This is a genomic window from Kitasatospora sp. NBC_01246 (genome assembly GCF_036226505.1).
Classification (GTDB): Bacteria; Actinomycetota; Actinomycetes; order Streptomycetales; family Streptomycetaceae; genus Kitasatospora.
Window position 1 is genome coordinate 1,745,767 of the sequence record NZ_CP108484.1, and the last position, 26,234, is coordinate 1,772,000.

16 protein-coding genes and 1 pseudogene are annotated in these 26,234 nt (G+C 72.4%); 8 read left to right on the plus strand and 9 right to left on the minus strand.

Annotation, left to right across the window (positions count from 1 at the left end):
- Positions 1–510 precede the first annotated feature (510 nt).
- A complete protein-coding gene (locus tag OG618_RS07485; RefSeq protein ID WP_329486488.1) occupies positions 511–1,278 on the plus strand; it encodes an SDR family NAD(P)-dependent oxidoreductase in 768 nt (255 codons plus the stop codon).
- 30 nt (positions 1,279–1,308) lie between these two features.
- On the opposite strand, the gene OG618_RS07490 is transcribed toward OG618_RS07485, so the two are convergent.
- Positions 1,309–2,211 carry a ScbA/BarX family gamma-butyrolactone biosynthesis protein gene (locus tag OG618_RS07490; RefSeq protein ID WP_329486489.1) on the minus strand — a complete coding sequence of 301 codons (903 nt, stop codon included), beginning with the start codon at positions 2,209–2,211 and terminating at the stop codon, positions 1,309–1,311.
- Positions 2,212–2,344: 133 nt separating this feature from the next.
- Here OG618_RS07490 and OG618_RS07495 point away from each other — a divergent pair, with 133 nt between their 5' ends.
- From OG618_RS07495 to OG618_RS07505, 3 genes are all read left to right on the plus strand, one after another.
- Positions 2,345–2,998: a ScbR family autoregulator-binding transcription factor gene (locus tag OG618_RS07495; protein WP_329486490.1), complete on the plus strand. Its 654-nt coding sequence runs from the start codon at positions 2,345–2,347 to the stop codon at positions 2,996–2,998.
- Positions 2,999–3,240: 242 nt separating this feature from the next.
- Positions 3,241–4,398 (plus strand): IS701 family transposase, encoded by a 1,158-nt coding sequence (locus tag OG618_RS07500; protein WP_329486491.1) that lies wholly within the window; start codon positions 3,241–3,243, stop codon positions 4,396–4,398.
- Between the two features lie 784 nt (positions 4,399–5,182).
- Complete coding sequence (locus tag OG618_RS07505; RefSeq protein WP_329486493.1) at positions 5,183–6,436, plus strand: IS701 family transposase; 1,254 nt, start codon at positions 5,183–5,185, stop codon at positions 6,434–6,436.
- Between the two features lie 65 nt (positions 6,437–6,501).
- Here OG618_RS07505 and OG618_RS07510 read toward each other — a convergent pair whose 3' ends face one another.
- The 3 genes and pseudogenes from OG618_RS07510 to car form a co-directional block, all read right to left on the minus strand.
- Positions 6,502–7,215 carry a ScbR family autoregulator-binding transcription factor gene (locus OG618_RS07510; protein WP_329486494.1) on the minus strand — a complete coding sequence of 238 codons (714 nt, stop codon included), beginning with the start codon at positions 7,213–7,215 and terminating at the stop codon, positions 6,502–6,504.
- A 506-nt stretch (positions 7,216–7,721) separates the two neighbouring features.
- On the minus strand, positions 7,722–8,432 hold the full coding sequence (locus tag OG618_RS07515; RefSeq protein ID WP_329486495.1) for a methyltransferase domain-containing protein: 711 nt from the start codon (positions 8,430–8,432) through the stop codon (positions 7,722–7,724).
- A 97-nt stretch (positions 8,433–8,529) separates the two neighbouring features.
- Positions 8,530–11,970: pseudogene (car, locus tag OG618_RS07520) on the minus strand (carboxylic acid reductase); the annotation flags it as partial.
- A 564-nt stretch (positions 11,971–12,534) separates the two neighbouring features.
- On the opposite strand from car, the gene OG618_RS07525 reads away from it, so the two are divergent.
- Complete coding sequence (locus tag OG618_RS07525; protein WP_329486496.1) at positions 12,535–13,938, plus strand: MFS transporter; 1,404 nt, start codon at positions 12,535–12,537, stop codon at positions 13,936–13,938.
- Positions 13,939–14,031: 93 nt separating this feature from the next.
- Here OG618_RS07525 and OG618_RS07530 read toward each other — a convergent pair whose 3' ends face one another.
- The 3 genes from OG618_RS07530 to OG618_RS07540 form a co-directional block, all read right to left on the minus strand.
- The gene (locus tag OG618_RS07530; RefSeq protein ID WP_329486497.1) at positions 14,032–14,379 is read right to left on the minus strand and encodes a hypothetical protein; all 348 of its coding nucleotides are present in this window, start codon (positions 14,377–14,379) and stop codon (positions 14,032–14,034) included.
- A gap of 115 nt (positions 14,380–14,494) precedes the next feature.
- On the minus strand, positions 14,495–14,881 hold the full coding sequence (locus OG618_RS07535; RefSeq protein ID WP_329486498.1) for a hypothetical protein: 387 nt from the start codon (positions 14,879–14,881) through the stop codon (positions 14,495–14,497).
- Positions 14,878–15,258, minus strand: a complete 381-nt coding sequence (locus OG618_RS07540; protein ID WP_329486499.1) for a hypothetical protein — start codon at positions 15,256–15,258, stop codon at positions 14,878–14,880. The genes OG618_RS07535 and OG618_RS07540 overlap by 4 nt, the downstream gene beginning before the upstream one ends.
- Positions 15,259–15,763: 505 nt before the next feature.
- On the opposite strand from OG618_RS07540, the gene OG618_RS07545 reads away from it, so the two are divergent.
- The 3 genes from OG618_RS07545 to OG618_RS07555 all read left to right on the plus strand — a co-directional run bounded on the left by OG618_RS07545 (position 15,764) and on the right by OG618_RS07555 (position 18,204).
- Positions 15,764–16,441: a hypothetical protein gene (locus OG618_RS07545; protein ID WP_329486500.1), complete on the plus strand. Its 678-nt coding sequence runs from the start codon at positions 15,764–15,766 to the stop codon at positions 16,439–16,441.
- A 214-nt stretch (positions 16,442–16,655) separates the two neighbouring features.
- Positions 16,656–17,483 (plus strand): DsbA family protein, encoded by an 828-nt coding sequence (locus OG618_RS07550; RefSeq protein ID WP_329486501.1) that lies wholly within the window; start codon positions 16,656–16,658, stop codon positions 17,481–17,483.
- Positions 17,484–17,547: 64 nt separating this feature from the next.
- On the plus strand, positions 17,548–18,204 hold the full coding sequence (locus OG618_RS07555) for a vitamin K epoxide reductase family protein (protein ID WP_329486502.1): 657 nt from the start codon (positions 17,548–17,550) through the stop codon (positions 18,202–18,204).
- Between the two features lie 107 nt (positions 18,205–18,311).
- Here the strand turns inward: OG618_RS07555 and OG618_RS07560 are convergent, their stop codons facing one another.
- Both OG618_RS07560 and OG618_RS07565 read right to left on the minus strand, forming a co-directional pair.
- On the minus strand, positions 18,312–18,668 hold the full coding sequence (locus OG618_RS07560) for a hypothetical protein (protein ID WP_329486504.1): 357 nt from the start codon (positions 18,666–18,668) through the stop codon (positions 18,312–18,314).
- A gap of 21 nt (positions 18,669–18,689) precedes the next feature.
- Positions 18,690–25,919: an RHS repeat domain-containing protein gene (locus OG618_RS07565; RefSeq protein ID WP_329486505.1), complete on the minus strand. Its 7,230-nt coding sequence runs from the start codon at positions 25,917–25,919 to the stop codon at positions 18,690–18,692.
- Positions 25,920–26,234: the final 315 nt, after the last annotated feature.

The following is a 26,234-nucleotide window of genomic DNA, read 5'->3' on the forward strand; positions in this document are numbered from 1 at the left end:
GGGCGATGGGCGCGGTCGCCCCACGGCCGAGCAGGCGAGCGTCGTGCGCGGCTGTCAACGGAGCCGGAATTCGAATCCACACAGGCCCGGGGGCGCGGTCGCCGCACCGTCGGCGGGACCGGGGAACTTCTCGTTCGTCCTGGGTGAACGTCGATGGAACACGAGGGCTGTGGGCGCAGAGGTCGGGCCGGACCGCCCCACCGCGACGGTGGGCGCCGAACCGTCGGCGGCCTCCGCCACCGTCCAAATCATGGAACAGAACGGAGTGCCGGCCAACGTTCGTCATCGCACTTCGTCAGGTGACCGGCACTTCGTCAGGTGACCGCTACTCCGTCAGGTGCCGAATAGTCCATCAGGTCGCTGCGGGCACGTAGCACCGCCGGCGGCCGCACCGGTTCGAGGGGGCTCCGAAGCCGGCTCGACGAACTGAATCGCCATCAAATCATCGTGACAGCGGGAGGACAGGCCGACCTGGTGACGTCCGGACGGGGGCCTGCGAGACTTCGGGCCATGAACAGCGACCTCCTCTCCGGCAGAATCGTCCTCATCACCGGCGCGAGCAGCGGCATCGGCGCCGCGGCGGCCCACGTGTTCGCCCGGGAGGGCGCCACCGTGGTGCTCACCGCCCGCCGGGAAGAACGCCTGGCCGCACTGACCGCCGAACTACGCGAAAAGGGAGCCCGCGCCGCGTACGTGGTCGGCGACGTATCCGTCGCCCGAGATGCCGCGAGGGCGGTCGAGTTCGCCGTGGCCGAATACGGGCGGCTCGACTCGGCCTTCAACAATGCGGGGATCGGCGGCGACCGCACCCCGCTGCACCTGATGTCGGACGACGTCTACGACACCGTCATGGACACCAATGTGCGCGGCGTCTTCAACTGCCTGCGGTACGAGATAACGGCGATGCTGGAACAATCCGGCGGGGGCACCATCGTCAACAACAGCAGTGTGGGCGGCCTGGTGTCGATCCCCGCCGCCGCCCCCTACATCGCCTCGAAGCACGCGGTCATCGGCTTCACCAGGGCCGCCGCCGACGAGTACGCCAAGCAGGGCATCCGGGTGAACGCGGTCGCCCCCGGAACCACCCGAAGCGAGATCACGGCCGACTGGTTCGGCCGCAATCCCGGCCTGGAGGATCTGGCCAACTCGCTGACGCCACAGGGGCGTACGGCGGCTCCGGAGGAGATCGCGGAGGCGGCGGCCTGGCTGCTGAGCGACCGCTGCCCGTTCCTGACCGGCACCGTCCTGCCGGTGGACGGCGGCTTCGTCAACCGGTGAGCCGCCCCCGGCCGCCCGGCGGTGGCACCGTCACCGCCGCAGACCGTTGAACTCGACCCGGAAGGCCGGCTCCCCGCCCTGCGTGCCCGTGACCCGGACGGCGCACCGGGCGGGGTGGCCGGCCGGTGTCTCCTCCGCCTCGATCCAGCACGGCCGGTCGAACTCCACGTACCGCCGGAAGCTGGTGGCGACCCGCAGGGGCAGGAAGGACGACCGGCCCCGAAGGGCCTGCGCGGCCTGGGCCGCGGCCTCCAGCAGGGCCAGCCCCGGGACGTGGTCCACGGGGTGGTCGAAGAGCAGGTGGTTGTCGATGTCGTTGCGCAGCAGCCAGCGGTGCGGCCGGTCGCCCGGCGCGAGGGCGACGTCGGAGGCGCGCGGCCGGGCCACGAGGTCGGCGGCTATCGGCTCCGGTAACGGCCAGGCGCCCCAGCCGACCCCGAGGCCGTTTCCCCGCACCCGCCGGTAGGCGGCGGGCGAGATCCAGCCGAACTCGGAGTCCGCCCGGGCCGCCACGACGCCGTCGCAGCGGATCAGGATGCCCATCCGCAGAGAGCTGACGGGCCGTCGGTTCCGCACGGCGCCCGCCACGGTGACCCGTACGTCCAGCCTCGCGCTCCGGCCGCGTGGCACGCGGAAGTCCGGGTCGATCGTGTAGTCCAGGGTGCTCAACACGGTCTGATGGGTCAGCGGGACGCCGTACTCGGCGTGCGCGACGACCAGGCCGCTCTGCCGGATGGTCTGGGCGAGTATCCGCGGGTCGTACGGCAGGCCCACCTGCACGGCCGGCCACCGGACGCCGACCCCGAACTCGTCGGCCCCCAGCCGCTCCCAGCCGGTGACCAGGACGGACGTGCCCCGCCGCAGATGCGCGTAGGCGCCTACGAGAGCGGGCGAAGGAGTGGATGAACGTGGTGCGAGCGTGACGTCTTGCAAGGCCCCCCCTTGGTCTGACGGGTCGGCACAGCTCAGTGGACTGTGCTATTCAAGTACCGGCTCTCCGGTCGGTTTCGAACCATGAGCAAGTCTAGTTCAAGCAATGGTAAAGAGAATGCAGTGGAGGCATAAAGTGTCAAGGCAGGAGCGCGCGATCCATACCCGCCGGCTGATCCTGGAGGCCGCGGCCGAGATGTTCAACGAGCTCGGGTACGACGCCACCACCATCGGCGGCCTCATCGAGCGCATCCAACTCACCCGCGGTGGCCTCTACTTCCACTTCACCACCAAGGAGCAGCTCGCCCGCGGCGTGCTGGCCGAGGCGGTGACCATGGAGGGGCTGGCCCCGCAGGCCTTCAAGCTGCAGGAGTGGGTGGACCTCGCCCTGCTGCTCGCCCACCGGCTGCCCCGGGAGCCGATGCTGAGCGCCGCGATCCGGCTGTCCGTGGACGTCAAGTCGCGCGGCCTGTTCGGCACCCGCTGGCCCGACTGGATCGAGGTGGGGCAGGGACTGCTGACCGAGGCGAAGGAGCGCGGCGAACTGCTCGCGCACGTCGACCCGACCGAGACCGCCCGGCTGTTCGTGGGGGCGTGGACCGGGGTCCAGCTGATCACCGAGACCCTGCCGGAGCGGACCCTCTCCCAGGAGATCTCGAACCTGTTCGCACTCGTCCTCCCCAATGTCGCCAGCGCCGGCGTGCTGGCCAGGCTGGACTCCTCCCCCTACCGCGCGAAGCGCCTCCTGGAGGAGGCCGGCCAGGCCGGGGCGCCGTCCCCGGTCGACTGACCGGCCGTCCGGACCACCGCCCGACCACCCTCGCCCCGGCGACCGTGCCGGCCGGCCGGCACGGAATTCGCACCTGCGATTCCCGTGTCCACGCGGCACGACGGGGCAGCCACCGTCCGCGCCGGCCTGTATAAATGAGAACAGGACAGCAGTCCTCTTTTGGGAGTCCGACGCGGACGACGCCGATGCGGGGCGGCGGTCCGTCCGGTCGGCTGGGGTGGCGGACCACGGGGGGATCAACCATGCGACACCTGCACCGATCCGTCGGCGCGACGGACGGCGAACCGGCCGCCGACACGGCGCTCGACCCCGAGCTCAGCGCCCAGTTGTTCGGCTCGCTGCGGCGCAGCGGCCAGCGGCTCAAGGCCGAGCAGTACGTCCGCGGCCTGCTCGCGCTGGAGGGGCGCAAGACCCTGCGCGGCATCGCGGCGCAGTTCGACGGCGCCGCGGCGCAGCAGAGCGTCCACCACTTCATCAGCGCGTCGCCCTGGGACTGGATGCCGGTACGGCACGCCCTGGCCCGCGAGGTGCAGCGGGCCCTGGCACCGCAGGCCTGGGTGATCAGACCGATCCTGATACCCAAGGCCGGCTCCCATTCAGTCGGCATCGACCAGCAACTGCTGCCGCTCGGACGGATCGTCAACGGCCAGCACGCGGTGGGGGCCTGGCTGGCCTCCGGACACTGCGCCGTCCCCGTCGACTGGCAGCTGCGGCTCTCCGACCGTTGGCTGACCGATCCGCTGCGGCAACGGGCGAGCGTTCCCGCCGACGCCGCGGTCGCCACCATCGAGGACTGCGTCCGGGCCGCGGTGGCCGACATCCGGGAGATCGGCGGGGTGCTGCGCGGGCCGGTCGTGGTGGACGTCGGGGAGGTGGACGCCGTGGCGGTCGCCCGCCACCTGGCGGCCCTGGGCGTCGCGTTCGTGGTGCGGGTCGGCCCGCAGGCCCAGCTCTGGCTCGACCGGACCGAACTGCCCAGCTACAGCGGCCGGGAGCACACCGTGGGCGAGCTCGCCGAGTCGCTCCCTCGGCTGCGCCGGCAGGTGAATCCGGGCGACGGCCCGACGACCGCGGTGGCGATCCCGGTGGTGACCTCGCCGGCCCGCGGGGAGCGGATGCTGCTGCTCGGCGAGTGGCGGCCGGCCGGGCGCCCGCGCCGGCGGCTCTGGCTCACCAACGCCGACGCGCCCTCCGTCCTCACCGCGCTGCGGCTCACCCGCCTGCCGGGCGTCGTCCTGCGGGACTTCACCGCGATCTCCGAGCGAGTGGGGGTACGGGACTTCGGCGGGCGGTCGTTCCCGGGCTGGCACCGGCACATCACGCTGGCGTCGGTCGCCCACCTGATCGCCACCCTGGAGAACCGGCGGCCGCTACTGCCCGGCAGCCGGGCCGGACGCTGACCCACCGGCGCAGGCTTCACAGGACTACTGTCCGGTAATGTGACACTCTCACTCCTCGTGCCATGGCATCGCCTCCGATCGCTCCTTACTGTCTGGAGCAGCGCACGAGCACGTTCACGACCGCCACGGGAGACCGAACAGGAGTGTGCACACGTGGAGTTCACCTTCTTCGGACTTCCCTGGCGGCGCTTCGGCAGGGGCCCGGCACGGGCCGTGTCCGCAGGACAGGACGGTCGTCCGCTCAGCCGTTGTGCCTCCCGCCCCTGATCGAGCGCGGACCGATCGGCTCCCGCACTGAGGACAGGGACGCCGCACCGCCAAGAAGCCGCTCCCCCAGTCGCGGCAGGGCCCGGCGACGGCCGGTCCCGCTTCCGACCCTCACCCCGACCCGCGCCGCCCTGACCCGCGCCGACCCGCGCCGCCCTGACCCGCGCCGACCCGCGCCGCCCCGACCGACGCTCCCGATCCACCCGGCCACCCGGCCACCCGGCCACCGCGAGGCCGACCCCGCCGCCGCCGTCCGGCGCCTCCCCCCGAACACCACGACCACGGAGACGACTTGACCTCTCAGACGTTGGCACAGCGACGGCGCACCCAGGCTCCGGTCGGCGACAACGACCGGTCGAAGCCCTCCGCCCGCCCCCTGCGCCCCACCGGATTCCCCTCTTCCGTCCCGGCCCCCATTCCCGCCCCCATCCCGCCTGCGGCCGCCTCTCCGTGCCCGGCGCCGGCCGGTCCGCAGGGCTCCGCCTTCCCGGCCCGGCTCGCGCCCGAAGGGCCGTCCGTGGCCGCCGAGCCGTCCGGACCGGGCCCGGCCCGCCATCCCCGCACACCGTTCCCGCCCGGCGCCCACGACGTCCTGCTCACCGAGCTCTGCTCGATCCTGTTCACCTCGCTCTCCCGCAGCGACCAGTGCCGCAAGGGCATGCAGTACCTGCGCGGACTGCTGGAGACCGAGGGGCGCAAGTCGATCCGCAACATCGCGGCGCTGCTCGGCAAGCCGGCCTCGGAGCAGAACCTGCACCACTTCATCTGCAGTTCGACCTGGGACTGGATCCCCATCCGCCGGGCGCTGGCCCACTACCTGGCCGGCGCGGCGGCCCCCCAGGCGTGGGTGGTGCAGCCGATGATCATCCCCAAGACGGGGCAGCACTCGGTCGGCGTCGAACGGCACTTCTTCCCGACCCTCGGGCAGGTGCTGAACGCCCAGCACGCCATCGGCGTCTGGGCGGCCTCGGAGGAGCTGAGCACCCCGGTCAACTGGCGCCTGCACCTGCCCGAGGCCTGGCTCAAGGACGATCTGCGGCGCAGTCAGGTGTCGATCCCGGACGAGGCCGGGGTGGAGACCCTCGGCGAGTGCGTGACCGAGGCCTGCCTGGAGACCACCACGGGCTGGGGGCTGCCGGTCCGGCCCGTGGTGCTCGACATCGGTGAGTCACAGGCCATAACGATCTTCGGGAAGCTGCACGCCCACGGGGTGCCGCTGCTCGCCCGGGTCGGCGGCGACCTCCGGCTCTCCGTACTGGACCAGGCCCTGCCCGCCTCGGGGAGCAGGCCGCAGCCGGCCCTGCGCATCATGAGCCTGGCCAAGGACCTGCGCCGGCTCGTCCCCGGCCGGGAGCACGGCCGGGAGCACGGTCCGCACACGGCCCCCCGGGCGGTACCGGCCGCCACCGTCCGGGTCGGCCTGCCCACGCCGTCCGCGCCGTCCGCACCGGGCACACCGACCGCACCGGGCACACCGGGCAATCCAGGCGCTCCGAGTGGTGAACTCCTGCTGCTGGGCATCGGTGAGGAGGGCGGGCACTGGCCCGCGGAGCTCTGGCTGACCAATCTGACCGCCGTGCCACCGGCCACCCTGGTCCGGCTCAGCCGGCTCACCGGAAAGGTCGACCGGGACTTCACGGAGATCGCGGACCGGGTGGGCATCCGCGACTTCACCGGGCGCTCCTTCAGCGGCTGGCACCGCCACGTCACGCTGGCCTCGGCCGCCCACGCGGTCGTCGCCCTCGCCGACCGGCGCGAGCGGCCCGCCTGAGCGAGCCACCACCGGCCGGGGGCGGCCGGGCTGGGGAGCGGCGGGGGCGACGCCGGCCCCGGCCGTCAGCAGCAGGACAGCGCGTCGCAGGGCTGCGCCGCCCGCCGCCCGCCGCCCTCGCCCCACTCCGCGCCGGCCGCCCGCTCGCCGCCCTCCGGCGGCTCCGCACAGCTGCCCTCCGGAACGATCCCGGCCCGCGCCTCCGCCGTCGCGAGCTGCGGCAGCATCAACCGCCAGAACGGCGTGACCGCCTGACGCGAGTGCCACTGGGGGTCGCGCCGCCCGAGCACCTCCAGCCCGGCGACGACAGCGGTGATCGCGGCCACGGCGTCGTCGAGCACGATGTCGGCGGCCAGGCTGCCCTGGGCCCTGGCCACGGTCAGCATCAGCTGGACCCAGTCCTGCCACTGCTGCCACAGGTCGGCACCGCCCGGCCAGGTGGCGTCGCTGCCGAGGCAGAACCCGGCCCGCAGCACCGCGTCGGTGGAGAGCCGCCGGGCCAGCAGGTGCGAGGTGTCGACGAGCAGCTGGAGCGGTACGGGGTGCCGCAGTGGAACGTTCCCGGTGATGTGCAGCAGGGTTTCCGCGGCGGCCGATTCGACCGCCTCGCCGAGCGCCCGCTTGTTCCCGAAGTGGAAATGCAGCGCACCGTGGCTGAGACCGGCCCGGACACAGATCTGGGTTATGGAGGATTCCGCGAATCCCGATCGGGCGAAGGTCTCCGCGGCAGAACGGATCAGTTCCTGCCGGGTGCGGACGGCACGATTCTGCTTGGCCATGGGAGCGCTCCGGAAATGGGGTGAGCGACGGGTGAAACGCACGGAAGCATGCCGCGGGGCGACAAGGGAGGCGTCGATTCCGGTAGCCGTCACGCGGCCCGGCCGGATCGTGCCCGACAGCACTCGCGCCGGGGTGGATCGCGCCCGGTCCGGATCGGCCTGGATCGGCACCCGGAGATTATCGCCGGGGCCGCCGCCCCCGGCCTGATCGGCATGCGCGCATTCACGCGCACCGGGTCGGATCCTATCACCCCCGCAACCCTCCATGTACAGAACGTAATGGTCCGGAGCGCTATCGCGGCTCGAATTGCTCGCCCTTTCGTTCGACCGCTCCGGCGGCCGCCCGGCATTCGCATGCCGCTGGAATATTCCGGCCCCCGGGCCACCCCGACCGGCCCCCGGCCGCATGCGAAACCGCCCGGAGGGCCGGCCCGACGAATGCGGGCCGGCCCTCCGGGCGACCGGGTGTACGGGTTGCGCCGCGGGCGGTGTGCGCGCTCCTGCGGTCAGCGTTCCAGCGGGCGGATCTCGAAGAGCTTGTAGGTGACGTCCACACCCGCCAGCTGCCGGTCGGCGCTGCCCAGCATCGTCAGCGAGCTCCCCGCCTCGGCGGCGAGCTGGGCGATCCGGGTGGCGTCACCGAAGCTGTTGAAGGTGACCAGGGCCCGGCCGCCGGGCAGCACCCGGTCGTGCACCTGGGCGAGGTAGCGGCCGAGGGCGCTGTAGCCGCGGTCGAAGATCGCCCACTCGACGTCCTGCTTGAACTCGAAGTCCTTCGGCGCCTCGAAGACGCTGCAGTTCCAGAAGACGGTGTCGAAGCGCTCCTCGGGGCCGAGCGCGTCGAACACGTCGCTGCGCAGCACCCGGACCCGGTCGGCGACGGCGTGCCGTGCGGCGTTGCGGGCGGCACTGTCGACCGCGGTGTCGGTGATGTCGGTGGCGGTCACCCGCGCACAGCCGTGCAGGGCCGCCCAGACCGCGGTGACGCCGGCCCCGCAGCCGATCTCCAGGAAGCTGCCACCGGCCGGGTAGGGGATCGCGCCGGTGTACCACTCGGTGCCGGTGCCCGGCCGCGGCTCGTAGGTGCCGGGGATCAAGTCCCACTCCAGGCCGAGGAGTTCGAAGGTGGTCGGCTCGGTCTCGACCGGGCCCAGCTGCTCGACGAGACGGCGCCCGAGATCGTAGCGCTCCTCGAACTTCGCGGATGTCTGTTCCATGGTTCTCTGCTCCAGGGGTCGATGTCCGATGGGCGGTGGGTCGTTCGCGCGGCGGGCCGTCCGGCACCGCCGGGGGGTGCGGCGACGGCCGCGGGTCTCACCAGCCGAGGCGCTCGCCGAGCAGCTTCAGGTCGGCGGCGTACTTGGCGATGAAGGCGGGCGAGAGCTGCGGGATGTCCCGCGCCGGTCCGATCCCGGCGGCCCGGACGGCGGCCCGGAACCGGTCGGAGGGGATGACCGACCCGGGCACCGCCTCCTCCGGCCGCTTGAACGCGTGGACCAGCGGCAGCGCCGAGTGCTGTCGCTGCCCCTCGGGCAGGGCCCGCATCGCGGCCTCGAACCGGACGAACCAGTCGTCGTAGTCGGCCACCCGCTCGATCCGGTGCCCGGCCTCGACCAGCCAGTCCACGAAGCTGTCGAGCGACACCCCGTCGTCGTTCGGGTTGACCAGGCTGAAGGTCCGGTAGCCCTCGGTGCCCTGGCCGCCCAGGGCCACCACCGCGGCGGCGGTGAAGTCCACCGGCAGGCCGTCGTAGTGCGCCCGCCGGCGGTTCCCCCGGTCGTCGGTGCGGTAGAAGGAGTGCGGCGCGATGCCGGTGGCGATCACGCTGAGCAGCAGCCGGGTGAACTGGTCCGGGACGTTCAGCTGCCCGGCGTAGCGGCTGTGCGCGAGGATCATGTTGGACCGGAACGTGGTGACCGGGAGTCCGCACCGGTCGTGCGCCTCGCGCAGCAGGACCTCGCCGGCCCACTTGCTGGTCGCGTAACCGCCCGCGTAGCCCTCGTCGGTCTGCTGCACCGGGAGGGCGGTCCTGACGTCCGAGTCCTCGTCCAGCGCCCCGCCGGCCCGGGAGGTGGCGACCGCCACGCTGGAGATGTAGGTGAAGGGCTTGATCCGGCCGGTGAGCCCCAGCCGGATCAGCTCGGCCGTGCCGACGACGTTCGCCTCGAACAGGTGGTGGTACGGGAGGACGTGGTTCACCAGGGCGCCGGCGTGGACGATCACGTCCACCTCCTCGGAGAGCCGCTTCCAGGTCGTGTCGTCCAGGCCCAGCCGCGGCTCCGCGATGTCGCCCGCCAGGACTTCCAGGTGCCCGTCGGCCAGCTCCCGGTAGCGGCGCACCAGTTCGTCGTCGCCGCTGACGAAGGCCTCGTCGAGGCGCCCGCGGGCCGCGTCCGCGTCCCGCCCGCGCACCACGCAGATCACCGTCCCGCCGACCGGGGCCAGCCGCTCCAGCCACTCCAGGCAGAGGAAGTGGCCGAGGTAGCCGCTCGCGCCGGTCAGCAGCACCGTCCGGGGCTCGCCCGAAGGCTGCGGCAGGGTCCGGGCGTCGGCGATGGTCCGGTCGTCGAGGAACTTGTCCAGCGTGAGGTCCCCGGCGCGGACCCGCGTGCCGTCCTCGCCGTGCACCGAGGCGAAGGTGACCCCCCGCAGGCCCGTCGCGCGCTTGGTCTCGATGTAGCCGGCCAGTTGACGCAGGTCGTAGGCGGGGCTGATGACGGTGTCGACGGGGACCCGTACGCCGAAGATGTCGTGGAGCAGGTTGGAGAAGGAGACGGCGGTCAGCGAGTCCCCGCCGATCTCCCGGAAGCGCGCGGCGGGGCCGACCTCGACGGTGGAGCCCGCGAGCAGCGCCCGGGTGGCCCGCTGGACCGTCTCCAGCACCGGCCGGTCGGCGCCCGTACGGCGCAGCTCCAGCAGCTCCCGGCTCTCCCGGGCGGCTATGTCGGCGTACAGCTCCTCCAGTTCGCGGCCGTAGCGTTCCTGGAGCCGGGGCCGCAGCAGCTTGCGGTGGTCCGAGAGCAGGCCGTTCGCCTGGTCGAAGGGCTCGGCCTCGATCAGGACGTCGCGCGGGATCTCGTAGGAGTTCAGTCCGGCCTCGCGGGCGATCTGCTGAAACGATTCGCTCAGCAGCTGGCGGAGGTGTTCCCGGTCATCGCCGAACTGGTCGAGGGCGGCCGGCGTGGGCACGACCACGGCCAGCAGATAGGACCGCTCGCTGTTGCCGTACACGAAGATCTGCCGGACCAGCGGGCTCGCCGCGAACTCGGACTCCAGTCGCGCGGTCGCCACGAACTCGCCCTGGGAGAGCTTCAGCACGCTCTTGCGGCGGTCCAGGATGGTGAACCGGTCCGGCCCGAGCTCCGCGACGATGTCGCCGGTCCGGTAGTAGCCGTCCTCGTCGATGATCTCCGCCGACAGCTCGGGCTGCTTGTAGTAGCCGGGCACGACGGCCTCGGACTTCAGCAGCAACTCCCCCCGCGGGTGCGGTGAGTCGGTCCTGTAGTAGCCGAGTTCGGGCACGTCGGCCAGCTTGTAGTCGATCACCGGTGGGCGGAGCAGCTTGTCGTCGACGGAGACGGCGGCGGCCTCGGTGGAGCCGTAGATGATGGTCAGCTCGAAGCCCAGCAAGGCCTCGACGAAGACCCGTAGTTCGGCCGAGAGCGGGGCGGAGCCGCAGCTGGCCCAGGCGAGCCGGCCGCCCAGGAGGTTCTCCCGCAGCTCGGCCAGGACCTCGGCCTCGACCGCCCGCCGGTCGGCGCCGGCGAGCTCCCGCCGGTCCAGCTCGCTCTGGTACTTCTGGTAGAGCATCTCGCAGACCCGTGGCACCAGCGACAGTTCGGTGGGCCGGACCAGTGCGATGTCCTCGAAGAAGGTCGACATGTCGCTGCTGGCCGTGAAGTAGCTGATCCCGCTGCGGGCGAGGGTGTTCTTCAGCGACGAGTGCCCGGCGACATGGCTCATCGGCATGTAGTTGATGTTGATCGCGAGGAGGTCGGAGAACAGCTTCGACCAGGCCCCGCCCCACATCGCGCTCAGCAGGGTGTCGGTGTACACCGCGCCCTTGGGCGTTCCGGTGCTGCCCGAGGTGTAGATCAGCATGGCCAGCGGGTCGTCGCCGTCCTCGGGGACGAACAACGGCGCGTCGGGCAGCGCGGATCCGCGGCCGACGACGTCCGCCAGGGTGTCGATCGCCACCTCGCGGCCGGCCTCTGCCAGGCGCTCGCGCGCGGCGGTGAACTTCTCGAACTGGTCGGTGACGTCCGGGTGGTAGTCGAAGACCACCAGCCGGCGGGCCGAGGGGTTAGCCAGCAGCAGTTCGACCGCGACGTGCAGCCGCTCGATGCTCGCCGCGACGACGAAGGGCTCGGTCTCCTCGACGATCGAGGCGAGTTGCGCCAGCGGGGCGCTGGTCTGCAGCGGGACGCTGACCACGCCGAGGTAGTTGCAGGCGAGGTCGACCACCGCGTAGTCGCCGCTGGCGAAGCCGAGCAGGGCGATCCGCTCGCCCGGTTCCAGCGGATGCTCCGGGTGCCGGTGCCATTCCGCGGCCACCGCGCGGACCCGCCCCCAGAGTTCGCTGTAACTGGTCGTTTCGTAGTGCGCCAGGAGGCGGAGCGAAACGCGGCCGGTGTCGGCGTCCCGCACGAACTCCTTCGCGCGTTCACCGATTGCGGGCCGGTCCGTGTGGCGCTGCATGACTTTTGCTAACGTTTGCGCAAGCCGCATTCTGGGTCTCCGCATCGCATCGCCGGCAGACTGCCGTGGCTGTTATTCGAAGGACCGGTGCTGGTCGGCCTGCACGCCGACGACGGCACACTCGTCTCCCGGACGCTCCGTCCATTGCTCCGAGTTCGTGCCCCGATGCTAACCAGAGCCGAACCGGGTTCCTGAACAAACGAACGACGATCTGTCAGGTCGGCCGTTTGCCGGGCCCCGTACGCCGAGTTCCCCCGGGCCCGCACAAAGTCCTTCGCCTGCGGTCTTGTTGCCGTCGGACCGGGTCGGCCGGCGGGAACTTCCGGCGCACCGCACCGCGGAGCGGGCGCATGCGACGCGGTCGAATGAGCCGACCGCGCGCCGCCGTCGATGACCGCCGTCCATGGCCGCCGACCGGGCCCGGAGAGCCGTAGTTGACACGCTTGCCGTGTTCGCCTTGCGCAGGTCTGGTTACTTAGGGCAGCATCAAGCTTATGCAATATAGCGCGTAGACAATTATCGCGGACGCGGGTTGAGCGCGCTCAAGATCATTCTAGTGGGAGGGATGTGCCCATGTCAGGCAGCTCGGCTCCGAGTGAACACCGGACGGGAGGCGACGCCTTGGCAGCACCCGAGGCGCCGTCCGAGACGGCAGCACCGGAGGTCCAGCAGGACTCCCTGCGCTGGTCGGCACGGTTATGGGTGTCGCTGCTGATCTTCAGCGGCGTGATCCTGCTCGACGGGCTCGACATCTCGATGATCGTGGTGACCATCCCCGAGATCCAGAACGAGCTCGGGATGACCGCGGCCACCGCCCAGTGGCTGGTCGGCGCCTACATCCTGGCCTTCGGCAGCTTCCTGCTGCTGGGCGGGCGGGTCGCCGACCTGTTCGGCCGACGCCGGGTGCTGGTGATCGCGATGGCCGCGTTCGCGGTCGTCTCGCTGTTCGGCGCGCTCGCCGACAGCTCGGTCCTGCTGATCGTCTCGCGCTTCGTCAAGGGCATGGCGGCGGGCTTCGCCGCCCCGGCCGCGATGTCGCTGCTGACCACGACGTTCCCCGAAGGGCCCCAGCGCAACAAGGCGTTCGGCATCTTCAACGTCTTCGAGGCGTCCGGCTACTCCTCCGGCCTGCTGGTCGGCGGCCTGCTCGCGGGCCTGAGCTGGCGGTCCATCTTCATCCTGCCGATCCCGCTCTCCGTGCTGCTGCTGATCGGCGCCCTGCGCTTCCTGCCGCCGGACCCGCCGCGCACCGAACGGCCGCGACTCGACATCGGCGGCGCCGCGACCCTGCTCGCCGGCACCCTCCTGCTGGTCTTCACCGTGGTCTCCGCCGCCGAGGCCGGCTGGGGCTCGGTGCGGACGATCGGCGGATTCGCCCTGTCGGCCGCCCTGTTGGCCGCCTTCCTGGTGATCGAGCGCAGCGTGAAGGAGCCGCTGATCCGGCTCGCCATCTTCCGCAACCGCAGCCTGGTGAGCGCCAACGTCAGCATCGCCCTGCTGTACGGCGGCGCGATGGGCTTCCAGTTCCTGCTCGCCCTCTACCTCCAGGACCTCCAGGGCTGGCGGCCGTGGCAGATGGCCCTGGTCCTGCTGCCGGCCGGCCTCATGGTGGTCATCATCGGTCCCAAGCTCGGCGCGCTGATGGAGCGGTTCGGCGTGACCAAGATCCTGATGGTCGGGCTGGTCGCCTTCCTCCCCTGCTACCTGCTGATGCTCTTCATCGGCCCCGAACCCGACCTCTGGCGCGTGCTGTTGCCCGCCTCCGTACTGTGGGGCGTGGGCTTCGCGCTCAGCATCGCGACGCTCATGGTCGCGGGCACCAACGGCGTCGCGGACGAGGAGCAGGGGCTCGCCGCCGGGCTGCTCAACAGTTCGCTGCAGGTCGGCGGCGCCTTCGGCCTCGCCGTCGTGACCGCGGTCATCATGCCCGGCACCGAGCTGTCGATGTTCTACCCCGGCCTCGCGGTCATCCTCGGCTTCGCCGTCCTCACGCTGATGGCGCAGTTGACCAACCGTCAGAAGTGACCGACCGGCGCGGCGGGCCGGAGCTCCGGTGACCGCCGCGCCGGACGCTCCGGCCCCGACCGGACGGTCGACCGGTCGGTGAGGGGAACCCGGTCAAAGGAGGTTGCCCGGTCGGCGACGGGAACCCGGTCGAGCACCCGCTCCATAGCGGCCCGTCAGCCGAACCGCGCCGGCTCCCGGCCGGACGCCCGCGCCCACACCGCCACCCGCTGGGCCGAGGGCCGCGCGCGCCACCTCCGCGGCCGCCAACTCCGGCCCGTACAGCACGCCGTACCCGAACACGTTGCCGGACCCGGCCGCCCGCTCCCGGAGCGCCGCCGCGGCCACCACCGCGTCCGGCCCGGCCGCCCGGACGGCGCCGTCCAGCCCGGCGAGCACCGCGGCCTGCACCCCGATCCGGTGGAGCACCACCGCACCCGCGGTGGTTTCGTGTGCGGCCATGCGCGTTCACCCCCTCACGTCGGGGTCGGCGGGACGCCTTCCAGGCTGGCCCGCGGCCCCCGGACGGGCACGGGGCCCGGGCCCGTCCGGGGGGCGGGAACCGGCCGAACCGGACTCAGGGCCTCAGTTGGACCGCCAGCGACATCGTGTAGCCGACGAGCGCGGCGAAGAAGCAGACCGCGGTGGCGTGCCGCGCGGTGAAGGGCAGCCCGGACAGCGAGGGGAAGAGCAGGACGGCGGTGCCCGCGGCCAGGTCGGCGATGTAGAGGCCGCCGGGCGGGACCACCCCGGTGGAGCGGGCGGCCCAGCCGGTGGCCACCAGGAAGCCGGTGAGCAGGATGAACCCCGAGAGCAGCCCGGAGCCGATGCTGGCCAGGGCGGGGTGCGGCTCGGGCGGATCCTCGCCCTCGGGGAGGGCGGGGCGCAGCCGGTGGGCGACGGCGAGTGCGGTCATCGCGACCGTCACGGCCGCGACGGCGCTGAGCAGGGGGCCAGGGTTCACCTGCGGCTCCTGGAGGTCGGGGGGTGGTGGCCGAGGACCGCGGCCAGCGCGGCCGGGACCAGCACGGCGAGGATCATGACGGTGGCCCAGACGGTCGGTTCGAGGGCGGGCGGCGCGGGCCCGCCGGCCGGGGGCGGGGGCGCGGCGACGACCGCGACCGTCGCGGACGGGCTCGGGGGCGGGGCGAGGACCGGAGCGGGAGGCGGGGCGGGAGCCGGGGTGGGAACCGGCCGCGGGGTCGGGGTGACGGTGGCCACGGTCGCCGGGGCGACCGCCGGGTGCTGCGCGGCGGCGGTCTCCGCGGCCGCCGGCCCGGGCACGGCGGACCGGGTCGGGGCGGGCGGCGTCGGGGCGGCCGACATCGGGACCGGCGGCACGGGCTGGGCGGATCCCGGAGCCGACGGCGCGGGCGAAGGTGTGGCCGAAGGCGGGTGCCCCGGTACCGGACAGTGGATCGGCGGCAGGTGGCTGAACGGCGGCACGGGTGGCACGGGAAGCACCGGAGGCCAGAACGGTGGCGGGGAAGGGAGCGAAGGAGGCCAGGGCAGCGGAGCGGGCACGAGGGCGGGAGGGGCCGGCACCGGCGCCGACGGCCGGGGCGGCCCCTGCACCGGAGAGTGCGCCTCGGCGGCGGCGGGCGGACGCGGGTGCGCCGCGCCGGTGGCGTGGTCCATCGCCCGATTGTCGGAGCGCCGCCCCCTCCGGCGGCAGCCCCTGACGCCCGCTCACCCCGGCTCCGGCGCCCAAACCCATCCCACCGGTGAACCCACCACCCCCGTACCGCAAACGAACGACCGATGACGGTCCATCTGTTCGCCGGTCGCCGCTCACCCGCCGACGCACCCTCGTGCGGCGTGTAAGCGTCGTGGCATACTCCGGGGCATGACGACTTCCACCCCTGCGACCAGGGCCCTGCGGGCCGCGGTGTTCACCGCGCTCGCCGTGCCGCTGTCCGCGCTGGGCCAGGTCGTCATCACCGGTCGTCCGCTGCCGCTCGCCCTGGTCGCCGCCGTGACCGTCATCGTCTTCCTGGTCGCGACCGCGCTGGCCGGCCGGGAGCGGCGGCTGCTGCACATCTCCGCCGTGCTGGTCCCGGTCGAGCTGCTGCTCAACACCACCTTCAACCTGGGCCAGGCCGGCTGCGGCCCGGTCCTGGGCGCCGGACACGCCCCCGCCCGCGGGATGAACCTGCTGGTCTGCGGCGGCGGTTCGGTGGACGGCTCGCTGTTCTCGGGGCCCCTGGGGCACACCGGGCCGGTCGCGCCCGCCGCCACCCAGCTGCTGGTCCTGCTGGCCCATCTGCTGGTCGCGCTGGCCGCCGCCGTCTGGCTGCGGCTGGGCGACGCCGCCCTGTCCGGTCTGGCCCGGGCGCTGCGCGCCCTGCGCCACGCGGTCGCGGCCCCGCTGCGGGCGCTGCTCCTGCTGCTGGCGCCGGTACCGCTGCGGCCGGTGCGGCGGGTGCCGCTGCCGGTCTCGGACCGCCCCCGGCCGCTCCGCGAGGCCGTGGTGCTCAGCCCGGCGCCGCGACGCGGTCCGCCGGCCTTCGCGCCTGCCTGCTGACACCCCCGTCCGGCTTCACGCCGGTCCGTAGGGCTCCCGGCCCGCGGACCCCGCCGGCCGGGCCGGCCCCGGGCCACCGCCCGGCACTCGCAGGCAGCGCGCCGACTCCCGAGTCCACCGACCCGGCCCCCTCGTGCCCGCGGCCTTCCGTGCCGCGCCGAGGCGGCCACCCAGGAAGCGCATGTCGCGCGCCGTGTCCAGGAGTTGACCCATCATGGCCCAGCCCACCGAACAGCCCGCCCGTAAGCAGTCCCAGCGCGTCAGCGCCCGCGAGCGGATCCAGGAGGCGCAGCTGCGCGAGCGCGCCGCCGCCAAGCGCCGGCAGCGGATCGTCGTCGGCGTCTCGATCGTCGCCGTCCTCGCCCTGGCCGGCGGTACCGCGCTGGCGATCAACGCGGCGGGCGGCGACGACCCGTCCAGCGCGTCCGCCGCCGCCGACCCGACCGCGCTGGTCGTCCCGGCCAACACCACCGGCCCCGACGGCACCGTGATCGTGTACGGCAAGCCGGACGCCGCCCACACCCTCCAGGTGTTCGAGGACTTCCGCTGCCCGGTCTGCAAGAGCTTCGAGGCGACCAACGGCGACACCGTCAGGAAGCTGGCGGACGACGGCACCGTCAGGGTGGAGTACCACCTGGCGGCGTTCCTCGACAAGAACCTCGGCGGCAAGGGCTCGCGCACCGCGCTCGCAGCCGTCGGCGCGGCGCTCAACGAGGGCGTCGACAAGTTCAAGCAGTTCCACGACGTGCTGTACGCCAACCAGCCCGACGAGCGCGAGGACGGCTTCGGCGACGTCAACCACCTGCTGGACCTGGCCGGCCAGGTGCCCGGTCTGAAGACGGACGCCTTCGTCAAGGCGGTGACCGACCGCACCTACGCCCCGTGGGCGAAGAAGGTCGCGGACGCCTTCAACGACAGCGGGGTGACGGGCACGCCGACGGTCAAGCTGGACGGCAAGCCGATCACCCTGTTCAGCGGGAACCGCGCCACCACGCCGGAGCAGTTCACCGCCCAGGTGAAGCAGGCCGCGGGCTTGCAGTGAGCACCACCGGCCCGGCCGACCACCCGGCCGGGCCGGCCCTTCACACCCACCGGAGTGCTCCGCGATGACCGCCCCGACTGCCGTGAACCCGCCCCGCTCCCGCTCCGCCGCCTCCCCGCCGCACGGCACGCCGATCGGCGCCGGCCGGGCGTTCGCCCTGTTCGTGTTCCTCGGCGGACTCCTCGGCCTCGCCGCCTCGGCCGTCCTCACCTTCGACAAGCTCCGCCTCCTGGAGAACCCGTCCTACGTCCCCAGTTGCAACATCAACCCGGTGATCAGCTGCGGGTCGGTGATGCGCACCGAGCAGGCGGAGGTCTTCGGCTTCCCGAACCCGCTGCTCGGCCTGGCCGCCTTCGGTGCCGTCGCCGCGGTCGGCGCCGGGCTGCTGGCCGGCGCCGCCTACCGGCGCTGGTTCTGGCTGGCCCTGCAGGCCGGCACCCTGGCCGGCGTGGTCTTCGTGCACTGGCTGATCGACCAGGCGCTGTACGACATCGGCGCGCTCTGCCCGTACTGCGTGGTGGTCTGGGCCACGGTGGTGCCGCTCTGCTGGTACACCACGCTGCACAACCTGCGCTCCGGGGTGATACCCGTCGGTCCCCGGCTGCGACCGGTGGTCCGCGAGGCCGCCCGCTACCACTGGGCCCTGCCGGTGCTGTGGGCCGCGGTGATCGCCCTGCTGGTCCTCAACCGGTTCTGGTCCTACTGGAGCACCCTGCTCTGACGCCCCCCGGAGAACGCCCCCGCCCCGAGAACGACGTCGGCCTCCAGGACCCGTGGGGGGTCCTGGAGGCCGACGTCGGGTACCGGCCCCCGGGCGGGGGACCGCGCTCAGGAGGCGCGGTGGAACCGCTGGGGAAGCGTCCCCTTGCGCCACAGCTGGTCGAGGCGCTCGAAGAAGCCGTCGGAATCGGCGGAGACCACGCGCCGCTCGTCCGCGGTCATCCGGGCGAACGGGTCGTCGAACGCGAGCTTCTTCGGCTTGACGCCGACGGAGCTGCACATCCGGCGGCACGCGTGGCACCACGTCCGCCAGAACAGCACCGGGCGGCCCGCCCTGCTGCCCTCGTAGACGTAGCTGCGCACCGCGACCTTCCGGCAGACCGGGCACTCCTTCTCCGACTGGTCGTCGACGAAGTTCGGCTGGGTCGCCAGCTGACGGATCTCACTGTCGATGTAGGACTTCATTCCGGTGCTCCCACTGCTCTCCTACTTCCTCCCCTTCGTCCGGCGGAGGTACTCGGCGTAGCGCTTGTCCGCGTAGGCCTCGGCCTGGGCCTCCATGTCGGGCAGGTGGCCGTTCTTGTGATGGTAGAGCTCGTGGAGGATCGTCCTGAGGGCCGTCTCCATGTCCCGCAGCCCCTCCGTACTGATCTCGATCAGCGGGAGCTTGTTCGGCCCGACGACGGCGACCCGCAGCGCGTTCCCGTTGCCCTTCCCGGTGAAGGGGCTGCTGCCGAGGGCGACGGAGTTGGGGTGCTCGATCTTCGGGACGTGGACGATGTCGTACCCCTTGACGCTCATCCCGGCCCGGCCGAGGGCGATCCGCACCGACTTGATGCTGACGCCGGTCCGGGCCGCCGCCTCGGACCCCCCGCCGGTCGCGGCGGCCGAGGTGCCGCCTCCGCCCGGCGTGCCGCCGGTGCCGGTGGGCGTGTCTCCGGTCGCGGCGGGCTCCCCGCCGCCGCCGTCGCCGGAGCCCTTCCCGCCCTCGGGCGCCTTGTCGGCCTTGCCCCCGCCGCCGGGTTCGCCGGGCTCCTTGCCGGTGCCCGACTTCGGGTTGCTGGGGCCCTCCGTCTTCGGTGTGGTGGGCGCGGGTTCCGCCTGCGGGGCGGTCGTGGTCGGCAGGTCGCCGTCCACGAACTTCCGGACCGCGCTGATGAAGCCGTCGCCCTCCGACATCGCGAGCTTGATGGCCTTGGCGCTCTTGAAGCCCCAGATGGTGCCCTTGACGAGGCCGACGCCGTCGATGGCCAGCGAGCCGATGGTGCCGGTCCACTGACCGGCGACGTAGGCGGTGGAGCTGGAGTCGGTGTCGAACAGCTCGGCCAGCGGGTCGTCGTCGACGTAACCGGTGTGGCCCAGCTTGTACGGGGTGTCGTTCTCGTAGTCGAAGATCTCGTTGAAGACCTCGTTGTCCCCGTTGTAGCAGTCCGCGGCGGCGTTCCACCCGTCCGAGAGGGTGTTGACGCTCCACTGCCACGGGTCGCCGACGACGGAGTCGCCGACGCCGGTGAAGAAGCCCCCGATGTCGTCGAGGCTCCACCACAGACCGGTCGGGTCGCTGCCCGAGACCGGGTTGTTCGCGGCGTAGGTGTAGCCGCCCATCTGGTTGGGATCGCCGGCCTCGAAGACCGGGTCCACCGACAGGAAGCGGCCGAGCACCGGGTCGTACTGGCGGGCGCCGAGGAGGTCCAGGCCGGTCGTCGGATCGGCCGGCTTGCCCAGGAAGCCGTGGTTGTCCGCCCAGGAGGCCGGGGCGGGACCGCGCTGGTTGCCGTACGGGTCGTAGGCCCGGCGGGTGATCGCCAGCGTCTTCGCGTCGACCTGGAGCTGGGCGGTGCCCTGCGGATTGGTCGGCTGGTAGCTGATGGTGCCGTTGCTCGCCCGGACGATGGTCGTGCCGTCGGGGCAGCTGTAGTACCGCAGGGCGCTGACGGCCTTGGTGGCCTTGTCGAGGGTGAGCTGCTCCGTGCCGCCGAACAGGTAGAGCGTGGTGCTGGTGGGCCCGCGCTGGAGGAGCAGCGCGCCGTCGGCGTCGTAGAGGTAGGTGGTCTCCTTCCCGTCGGTGGTGATGCCGGAGGTCGCGCCCTCGGCGTCGTAGCTGATGACCTGGTCGAGCGGCGCCGCTCCGGTACCGACCCGCCTGGTGGTGTTGCCCGCGTTGTCGTACGTCGGGGTGAGCGTGCTGGTGCCGGTCGTCGGGTTCGAGGTGACGATCCCGGTCGCCGCGTTCGGCCGGGTGGTCGGCGTCGCGCCGGCCACCGGGTAGCTGCTGGACTGCGTGGTGTCCTTGGCCGCGTTGCCGGTCACGTCGTGCTTGACCTGGAGCGTGCGGTCACCGAGCAGGTCGTACTGCCAGTCGGTCCAGTACGGGGCCGGGCCGCCGATGGTCGAGGGACCGGGCGTGCTGGTCTTGCAGGCGGCGAGCTGCCCGGCCGTCGGGCTGGTGATCCCCTTCGTGTCGGTCCAGGCGGTGGTCAGCCGGCGCAGTGCGTCGTAGCTGAAGCACTGGGTGTCGGTGACCCGGTCGGCACCGCCCGAGGACTGGGTCTCGGAGACGGTGGTGAGGTTGCCCACCTGGTCGTAGCCGTAGGTGGTGTCGGAGATCGGGTTGACGGTGTTGTTCTGCAGGGTGACCCGGTTGGTGGCCAGCCGGCCGGTGACCTGGTCGTAGGTCTGCGCGGTGCGCAGCTGCTTGGTCGGGGTGCCGATGGTGGTCTGCAGGACCTGGCCGAGCGGGCTGTAGCTGGTGGTGTTGACGTAGGGGGTGGTCGGCGAGCCCATGGAGACCAGGCCGCCCTGCAGGTTGTAGCCGAAGCCGACGGTCTCCTCGGCCAGACCGCCCGCGGCCCCGAAGGTCGTCGAGCCGAGCAGGCCGACGGTGTCGGTGTAGCTCGCGGCCGTGGTGTACGTGCCGGCGAGCTTGCCCTCGCCCACCGGGACGGTCACCGTGCTGCCGGTCGGCTGGTACGCGGTCGTGTACCCGTCGATCCGGGTGACGTAGGCGTCGCCGGCGCGGCCGTTGACGTACCGCGTCGTGGCGTCGGGGTAGCCCTTGGCCTTGGCGTCGAAGCTCCACTCGGCGAGCAGCTTCGTCTGGTCGGTGGTGCTGGTCCCCGCGTACTTCGCGGTGGTGCGGCCCATGCCGTCGTAGACGTACGACAGCCACTGGCCCCGGCCGTCCCGCGCCCTGGCGAGCCGGCCGAGGTCGTCGTACTCCTTGACCGAGGTGCCGCTGTCGGGGTCGGTCTGCGACACCAGCTGACCGCGCAGGTCGTAGGTGTAGCTCCAGACGTTGCCGGCGGTGTCCTTGACCGACGCGACGTCGCCCCTGGCGTCGAAGGTGTAGCTGGTGGTGACGTCGGCGCTGCCGACGGCGCCGACGGGCCCGGTGGACCAGACGACCGCGTTGGACGCGTTGGACACCGCGACCACGCCGTCGCCCCGGACCATGAGGTAGGCGCCGGTGGCACCGGTCGTGCCGCTCCTCCAGAGCCGCGCCGTCCTGGTCGCGTTCTGGACCACGAAGTCGCCGTCGGCCTGCATGACCGCCACGGCGCCCGGGTTGCCGGACGTGCCCGAGGACCAGAGCGTCCGGCCGTCGGCGAGCCCGGTCAGCACCAGGTTCCCGTCCGCCCGCATCGCCAGCCGGACGCTCTTGGACACCACCGACGTGCCCGAGGCGATCACCGTGCCGGCGGTCAGCTTCCGGTCGGGGGTGTCGTCGTGCACGACGGTCGAGGTGGTGCGGCCGAGGCCGTCGGTGTAGGTCGTCGTGCGCGCCGCACCGACCGTGGTGTCGACGCGGTCGGCACCCGGGTAGGACGTGCCGGACTGCCACAGGGTGCTGGCGAACGAGACCTGCTGGACCGAGACCGGCCTGCCCTGTCCGTCGTAGGCGGTCCTGGTCACCGACGGGCCGGTGTTGTTGGTCTCCGCCCACATGCCGGTGCCCGCCTCGTGCGCGGCGTCGGTGTAGGGGGCGATGTTGGAGACGGCCCAGCCGTGCGAGTCGTAGAAGCTCGACGACACGAGGCGCCCGGCGGAGTTGTCCGCGGTCGTGGTCTGGCTCTGCCGCGGCCTCAGCAGCCCGTCGTAGTAGGTGACGGACTTGTTGTACGAGCCGTTCTCGCGCAGGGTCTCGGTGGTGACGGCGGAGGGGTCCGGCTTGTCGCCGGCACCGTGCACGTCGTAGCCGAACTTGCGGTCGGGGCTCTGGGTCGCCTTGCTGCGGCCCGGCGTCCACACCTTGGTGCGGCGGCCGAGCGCGTCGAACTCGACGTCGGTGATCCGGCCGTTGACGTCGACGGCGTGCGTGACGGCGCCGCGCGCCACCGAGATCGTGCTGGTGGCCACCCAGCCCAACGGGTTCCTGGTCGACAGCGAGTCCGGGAGGACGCCGTCGGCCGGGAGGTAGGCGGTCGTGGTCGCGGCACCCACCGCGTCCACCGTCTTGGTGACGCGGCCGTACTTGTCGTACTCCAGCCCGCCGAGCGACTGGTAGGACGGCTGCCCGGGGGCGGTGTACGACTTGATGGACTGGGTGCCGGTCACCAGGCCGAGCGAGCTGCCGTTGCGGCCGAGCACGCCGTAGGCGGCCGGGTCCGGCACTCCGGCGGCGCCGTCGTAGAAGAAGCGCTTGCCGTAGAGCGTGGTGGTCCCGCCGGGTGTGGTGCCGCACGGCCCGGCGACGGTGAGGACCTCGCTCGGGTAGATCAGCATCATCGGATTGGCGGCGGGTGCCGGGGCGTATTCGGTGGTGGTGCAGGTCTGCTGCCCCGAGGCCGCCAGGTCGCCCTTCTCGTCGACCTGGTGGACCCGGCCGAGGTCGTCCATGGTGGTCACGGTCTGCACGGTCCGCCACGAGCCGTCGGACAGCAGGCCCAGCGAACGGGCCGAGGTCGAACGGACCTGGTGGGCCTTCAGGTCGGGGAGCGTGGACAGCTTCGCGGGTGCGGGGTCCTCCGAGGTCCAGGCCGTCCGGGCGGCACTGGCGGTCTCGGCGACCGTCGGCGGGTCGGCCAGCGTCTTGGCGACGACGCTGCCGCCGGCCTTGGTGAAGGTCTGCGTCTCGTAGGGGGCACCGGCCGACCAGGGGTTGTCGGTGATCTCCTCGTTGAGCGAGTTCCGCACCTTGACGGTGCGCCTGGTCCCGTCCGCCTTGTAGTCGCCGTCCATGCCCTGGAGGTAGGAGACGACGCTCTGGGTGATCGGGTCCGGGGCGGCGCCGGTGGTGGTGGTGACGGTGCGGTAGCCCCGGAACTGGTTCCAGGTGCGGTGCTGGTCGTCGGTCAGGTCGGAGTCGTCACGGTGCCAGGCGGCGCCGTCGCTGTAGGCGTAGTTGGTCACCTTGGCCGGCGAGCCGGCCTTGGTCCGGTCGCTGTCGGTGACCTGGGCGACCAGGGTCTTGTGGAACCAGTCCTCGATCGGGTCCTTCCCGCCGGGCGTCGTCCACCAGACCGGGTAGCAGGCCATGGTGTTGGCGTCGGCCGAGGCCGGCATGGTGTTCTTCTCGCGCGAGCACTCCGGCGCCCGGTAGGTGACCGCGACGGATTCGCCGGTCTCGGTCTGGATGCTGGAGACGCGCGGGTGGAACAGCGGCGGGGCGGCCGGAGAGAGGCCGTCGACCCGGTTGTCCATCTCGATGCCGGTGAAGGTGACCGGGTCGAGGGTGAGCGGGCCGCCGCCGCCGGCGGAGGTGTCCCGGCCGGTGTGGACGATCTCGGAGAGCCACATCACGGACTGCAGCGCGCCGGCGTTCGTCGGGTCCTGGGTCTTGCCGGTGACCGGGTCGTAGGTGCCGCCGGCATCGGAGAAGACCTGCTTCAGCTCGAAGCTGTCGACGTCCTGCCAGCCGGATCCGGTACGGACCTTGGTGTCCACCGACTTCAGCCGGAAGGTCGACCAGAAGGTCGGTCCGCCGGTGAGGCAGACCCCGTCGGTGTCGTCGTCCTCGACCTTGTTCTTGTCGGTGGCGAGGCAGGTCAGGTCGTACGGCGTGTCCGGCCAGTTGGTCGCGGTGTCCCGCGACAGGTTGTCGAGGGTGCAGACGCTGTCGGAGGTCGTGCAGCGCTGCGCCGCGTTGAACACGACCTTGGCGGCGGGCTCGCGGCCGGCCTGCGCGTCCGTCAGCTGGTAGCCGTAGGAGATCTGGGTGAGGCGGCCGCCCCGGGTGTACTGGGTGAGGGTGCCGCCCTTGTCGTCCTTGGCGACCTGGCCGTAGCCCATGTTGTAGTAGTTGGACTCGGTCGACCAGTCGTAGCGCTGGACGTTGCCGTGCGGGTCCACGGCGAAGTCGAGGTTGAACCGGTAGCCGACCAGCTGGTCGCACCGCGAGTCATTGCCGTCGGCGGAGTCGTGGCACGGGTCCTCCGCCTTCGGGTGGTAGACCGGCACGCCCCAGGCGCTGTTGGTCGCCGTGTCCGACGTGGTGCCCGGCGCGTGGTTCAGGCCCAGGTAGTACGCGGTGCCGTCGGTGGTGGTGACCTTGAAGTACTCACCCTGCCAGAGGCCGTTGGTGGCCCCGGTCAGCCGCTCGATCCTCGTGCCGTCGTCGTTCTGCAGCCGGTAGCCGCCCGAGGAGTCCCGGAGCAGCTCGCCGGTGTGCGAGCCGAGCGAGATCGTGGCGTTCCAGCCGCCCCAGCACTCGTCCCCGGAGTCCTCGATGCCCTGGTCCTTGCACGCCTTGTAGGAGCGCTCGATGAAGCCCGGGCTGTAGCCCCAGCCGTCACCGATCCACGAGGACTGCGAGTTGCGGGCCGAGGTCTCGCCGTCCACCGACTGCGAGTCGTAGGCGAGGGTGACCGCGGGCGCGGCGCCGCCGAGCGACGGCGGCACGGTGATCGGGTAGGCGTAGGTGAACGCGCCGGAGGCGGAGGCCGTCCAGGCGCCCGAGGCGGACAGCGAGGTCGCCCCGTAGTCGCCCTGCGAGCCGCCGGAGCCGGCGACCGCCGCGACCGCCATGGTGGCGCCGGCCGAGCGCGCGGCCGACGACGCGGCGGCGAAGCCGCTCGTACCGGTCCGCACGTCGGAGGCGACCGCGACCGTACCCGACAGCGTCCGGGCCCGCGGGTCGTTGGTGAACTCGATCGGCGTCTGCCGGCGGCACTCCGCGCGCTGCGGCGTCGTCAGTGCACAGCCCGGCAGCGCGACCAGCCGCAGCCGGGAGGCCCAACCGCCGCCGTACGCCTGCTCGATGGAGCTGTAGTCGAGCGACACCGAGACGCCGCCCACTCCCGGCCTGCCGTCACCGCGGGCCAGTCCGACCAGGAGCCCGTCGACGCCGGCGGCCTTGGCGCCGCTCCGGTCGGCCAGCCGGACCTCGACCGAGGAGAGCGGCGCGACCGGGGCGACCGGGGCGATCAGGCGCCCGGACCGCGGGCCGAGCGCCGAGGTCGGGACGGCGGACACCGAGACCGGGGTACCGCCCGCCTTCAGGCGCCCGGTGGCCGGCGAACCGCCGAGGTCGACGGTGGCGGTGGAGCCGCCGGGCCAGCGGGCCGCCTCCGGGGTGTGCGTCCGGAGCTCCCGGGCGCCCTTCGGAACGGCCGGCTTCGGGGCGGGGCGCGCCGCGCCCACCGGCCCCCCGGGCACCTTCGGTTGCTGGGGGAGCGGGTCGGCCGACCATATCTCGCCGGTGTAGCGGTAGGGGCCTACGAGGACGTCGGTGGCCACCGCCAGCGGCGTCGCCAGCGAGAACGCGGCAACCGTCGCCATCGCGACCGTCCCCCGTCTCGCCCATCCCCTCCCCCGGGCAGCACGAGACCATCGCACTTTCGCGCGCATCGTGAATCATCCCCCTATTAACAGTTTTGGACGGCCCCGGGGCTGATGCACCATCACGCGATCCCGCCCCTGGCCAGGGCGAACCGTATTGCCACACACGCATCACCGGCAATACCCTTCCCCGGCAGTCACATCGCTCACAACAATCACACCCGACCCAGGGGTTTCGACGGGTCAGGTGTCCGATGCCTGCGATGTGGCCAAATCCACTGCCCGCCAGGGGGGTTGTGAATCCCCCCGCGAAAC